At 67.0% G+C, this 3,642-nt stretch carries 3 protein-coding genes and 1 pseudogene; 1 reads left to right on the top strand and 3 read right to left on the bottom strand.

Annotation, left to right across the window (positions count from 1 at the left end; genetic code table 11):
* Window positions 1-643 (bottom strand): annotated as a pseudogene (locus V5A20_RS13625) (carboxypeptidase M32); the annotation flags it as partial.
* 409 nt (window positions 644-1,052) lie between these two features.
* Between V5A20_RS13625 and V5A20_RS13620 the strand changes: the two are divergent.
* Entirely contained in the window at window positions 1,053-1,790 is a 738-nt protein-coding gene (locus V5A20_RS13620) for an ABC transporter ATP-binding protein (protein WP_332327596.1), read from the top strand.
* Between the two features lie 451 nt (window positions 1,791-2,241).
* On the opposite strand, the gene V5A20_RS13615 is transcribed toward V5A20_RS13620, so the two are convergent.
* Window positions 2,242-2,679, bottom strand: coding sequence for a hypothetical protein (locus V5A20_RS13615; protein WP_332327595.1), 438 nt, complete (start codon window positions 2,677-2,679; stop codon window positions 2,242-2,244).
* An 89-nt stretch (window positions 2,680-2,768) separates the two neighbouring features.
* Complete coding sequence (locus tag V5A20_RS13610) at window positions 2,769-3,098, bottom strand: hypothetical protein (protein WP_332327594.1); 330 nt, start codon at window positions 3,096-3,098, stop codon at window positions 2,769-2,771.
* Window positions 3,099-3,642: the final 544 nt, after the last annotated feature.

The following is a 3,642-nucleotide window of genomic DNA, read 5'->3' as shown; positions in this document are numbered from 1 at the left end:
CGCCGAACGTCCGTTGCGCCGGCTGGGGGTAGGACCGGTGGAGTACGTCGTCCTCAAGCTGCGGCGAATCGGCGATGGCGTCCACCAGCGGCACGAGGTCCTCGCGCAGCGTGCCGAACGTGTCGGCGACCTCGGCGGTCGTGAGATCGGGCTCAAATTCCTGAAGGAGGGCGTCGTAGGGCTCGTCCTCGTAGCCGATCGCCTCGGCCTTCTCGACCGAGAGGTCGACGAGGGTCTCCAGGTGCGGGGCAAAGATCGTAAAGTCGTCTTCGGCGCGCGCTTTTTTCCAAGCCTGCTTCGCCCGGGAGGTCGCCTCCGAGAGCGCGGCCACGAGGGACGAGGGCACCCGGCGGGCGCGCTCGTAGTCGCGGCGGGTGACGCGCACGAGGCTCGCGTCGTCCCGAAGGCTTTCGGGGTCGGCGTCCGCCGTCGCGTCGGCCGCCCGGTCGAGCAGGGTGCCGGTTTCGTCGGACACGAACCGCTCGTGGGCCGTCGACTGGAGGGTCGAGAGCTGGTGGGCCCGCGCCTCGGCCCCGCCGTCGGGCATGAACGTCTCCTGGTCCCAGGCCAGCACCGCGGCGGCGGACTCGAGGTCGTCGATGGGGGCGAGGTGGGCGCGGAGCGCCTCGATGGGATCGCTCATGGGAAGCAGAAGGGGGGTGGACGAAACGGAGTCGGGAACCCAAGTTGCAACCTATGCGCTATTCTCGGCACGACGGCGAACCGCAGACGGCACCACGGGCAGGGCTTCGCTCCGCCCCGGACGGCGGGAAGCGCCACGACGCGGCGGTCCGCGGTCCGTCGTCCATTCGAACAGCGGCATAGAGATTGCAGATTGGTCAACGCGACGGCGGGCCGATCTATTCGGCACCGTCCCCGAAATCACGGCGATTTGGCAGCGGTCGCGCCGTCACGGCGGGTCCCGCATCCGTCCGGGCGTCGCGGGACCGATCCCTTCGGGCAGGCGGCTGCCCGCAGAGTTGAAACCATTGAGGACAGCGGTTATGATAAATTTTACCTGCGCGCTGTTCTGAATCTTTTCTCCTTCCCCAATGCGCCTCGAGACCGACGCCCTCACGAAGCGCTACGACGACTTCGAGCTCTCGATTCCGGAGCTTACGATCGAGCCGGGGACGGCCTTCGGCCTCGTCGGCAACAACGGCGCCGGCAAGACCACCTTCCTTCGCCTCGTCCTTGACCTGATCCGCGCCGACGAGGGATCGGTCCGGCTGGGCGGCGAGGTCGTCGCCGACACCTTTGACTGGAAGACGCGCACCGGCTCGTACCTCGGCTCCTCGTTCCTGATCGACTTCCTGACGCCCGACGAGTACTGGCACTTCGTGGGCCAGACCTACGAGCTGAGCGGGGCGGCGATCGACGAGCGGCTCGCCCAGTTCGACGACTTCTACGTCGACGAGCCGATCGGGGAGACGACGAAGTACATCCGCGACCTCTCGACCGGCAACCAGAACAAGGCGGGCCTGATTGCCGCGCTGCTGCCGGAGCCGGATCTGCTGGTCTTCGACGAGCCGTTCGCGAGCCTCGATCCCCGGTCGCAGATTCAGCTCAAGGAACTCCTGCAGGAGCGACGCGGGGACACAACGATGCTTATCTCCAGCCACGACCTCGGGCACGTGACCGACGTGAGCGACCGGATCGCGATCCTCGAGGCGGGAGAGATCGTCCGCGACGAGCCGACGGATCCGGATACGCTGGAGGAGCTGACGCGGTACTTCCGCGAGGCGATTCGTCCGAAGGAGGCGGACGGAGCGGCCGCCGAAGCGGCGTAGGGCGGGCTGATTCTTCTGAGCTGTTCCGGACGACGATGGACGCGCTCCGCATTCTGCTCCGACACCGCGTGACGAGCTGGTTCCGTCATCCGGGATGGGGCACCGGCACGGTGATCGGGCAGATCGTGCTGCTGAACGCACCCGATTCCCGTCATGACGATGGTCGACGTACTCCGTCATCAGTGGAGGCAGCGGTGGCGCTCGACGACCTGGGGCCGGCACCTCGTGAAGGTGATCCTCCTCGTGATCGCCGCGGCGTACGTCGGGCTTCTGTTCGTCGTGATGCCCACCCAGTTCGCAAACAGCCTGCTGCGGGTCGTTTGGGACTGGAATTTGGCGTTTTCGGGAGTGCCACGGCTCCACCCTGGACTGGGTGGATTGGAGAGGGGCTGCGCCGGCAGCGCCACGCGATGGCGGCGGGCTTCCGGGCGACCGATCCGTGAGCTAGCGTCTACCCCGTCTCCAACCGGCCGTCGGCCGCTTCGTCCACCGCCCCGACCATCGCGAGCACAAACCCGAACACCAGGCTCAGGCCCAGCCACACCGGCCAGCCGTCCAGGAGGGAGCCCGGCTCCCCAATGCTCATAATTCCGAACAGGACGACGAAGAGTCCTGCGATCACCAGCGCCGACAGCGTCACGCGCAGCTGCTCGGGGGCGACTGTCCGGAGGCGCCTCCTGGACAGCGGCGCCGCTCGTCGAAGCCCTCCAACCAAGAGCCCGAGCAGCGCGGCCTGCAGGATCTCCGTCCACGCGAAGGGCTCAAGGGAGAGGGCCCACATCAGGACGTGGAGGCCCGCAAACGCGGCGAAAACCATCGCGGCGGTCCGCAGGGCCTTCCGCCAGTTGGTGGTGGGGCTGAGCCAGCCAGGAACGGTGTCGGTACGCATCGGCGTTCAAGTCGGTGTTCGGACACAGAAGAGACGAGCGTAGAGGGACGTTTCCCGTCCGTCCTCCAGCGAGGCGTGCGGGGTTGGGATTATCCCCCGCGGGCGAACCAGGCCACTGTGAGCCAGGCCAGATTCCAGACCGTGACCAGTCCCCACATCCCGAGGCCCGCCCAGTACCACCGTCGGTCCACTCGCTGCCCGAGGTGGTCGAGAATGGCGTCGTAGGCGACCCCTGCGCCGCCCGCGGCGATCAGGGCCGTGGTCGCGGCGGGCCCGTACTCCCCGACCCACAGGTTGAGGCCCACGCCCCCGAGCATCAACACCGCCACCGCGTAGAGGCTCGGCCAGTTGATCGGATAGGAACTCCAGAAATCGATTTCGTCTGCGGGTTGGTCCTCGTCGGAGACGGAAGACACCATGGCCCCTTGGAGTGTGGTTCTACGGTTTGCGTCGGTGCTGCGTCCGTGTCATCGCCCCGCCGGAAGAAGCGCACGGCCCGACCGAGTCGGTCGCCAGGAGAAGCGGTGTCTGTCGTCATGGCACGCACGACGTGGGTCAGAGGCAGCGACTTGAGTTGAGATCGCGGGCTTGATACGCCAGATGGTAGTTGACATACCACCAGAAACGTCCCAACCGCAACGGCAGCGATCGAGATCCACGGACACCTGCCGGTGGCTCGGCTGCCGGTCATCCGCAGGCGGCACCTCCGATGCTCGGTGTCGAGCACCTCGGACAGTCGGGCGGTGTCTTTCGGGGGGCACGGATCGAAGAGGCAAGTTACGCCCAATTTCAGGTGCGGACCCCAAGACTGTACACAGCCAAACGAGCCGCGGGTTTCTAGTCGATCTCCAGCGATGGGAACGCTCCCATTTCCCTACCCTCGCTCTCGCTCCCACGGACCGACGCTACGACCGCATCGACCGGGGCAGCAGCCCGCGCTCCAGCAGCTCCAGGAGGCCGAGG

It is taken from the genome of Salinibacter sp. (assembly GCF_036626415.1).
In the GTDB taxonomy this organism is placed as follows: domain Bacteria; phylum Bacteroidota; class Rhodothermia; order Rhodothermales; family Salinibacteraceae; genus Salinibacter.
This window is presented reverse-complemented; position numbering and strand designations above follow the sequence as displayed.

Excerpts from the sequence above, each read along its gene's own strand:
- V5A20_RS13620 (WP_332327596.1), top strand. The coding sequence starts at position 1,053 with ATGCGCCTCGAGACCGACGCCCTCACGAAGCGCTACGACGACTTCGAG.
- V5A20_RS13615 (WP_332327595.1), bottom strand. The coding sequence starts at position 2,679 with ATGCGTACCGACACCGTTCCTGGCTGGCTCAGCCCCACCACCAACTGG.
- V5A20_RS13610 (WP_332327594.1), bottom strand. The coding sequence starts at position 3,098 with ATGGTGTCTTCCGTCTCCGACGAGGACCAACCCGCAGACGAAATCGAT.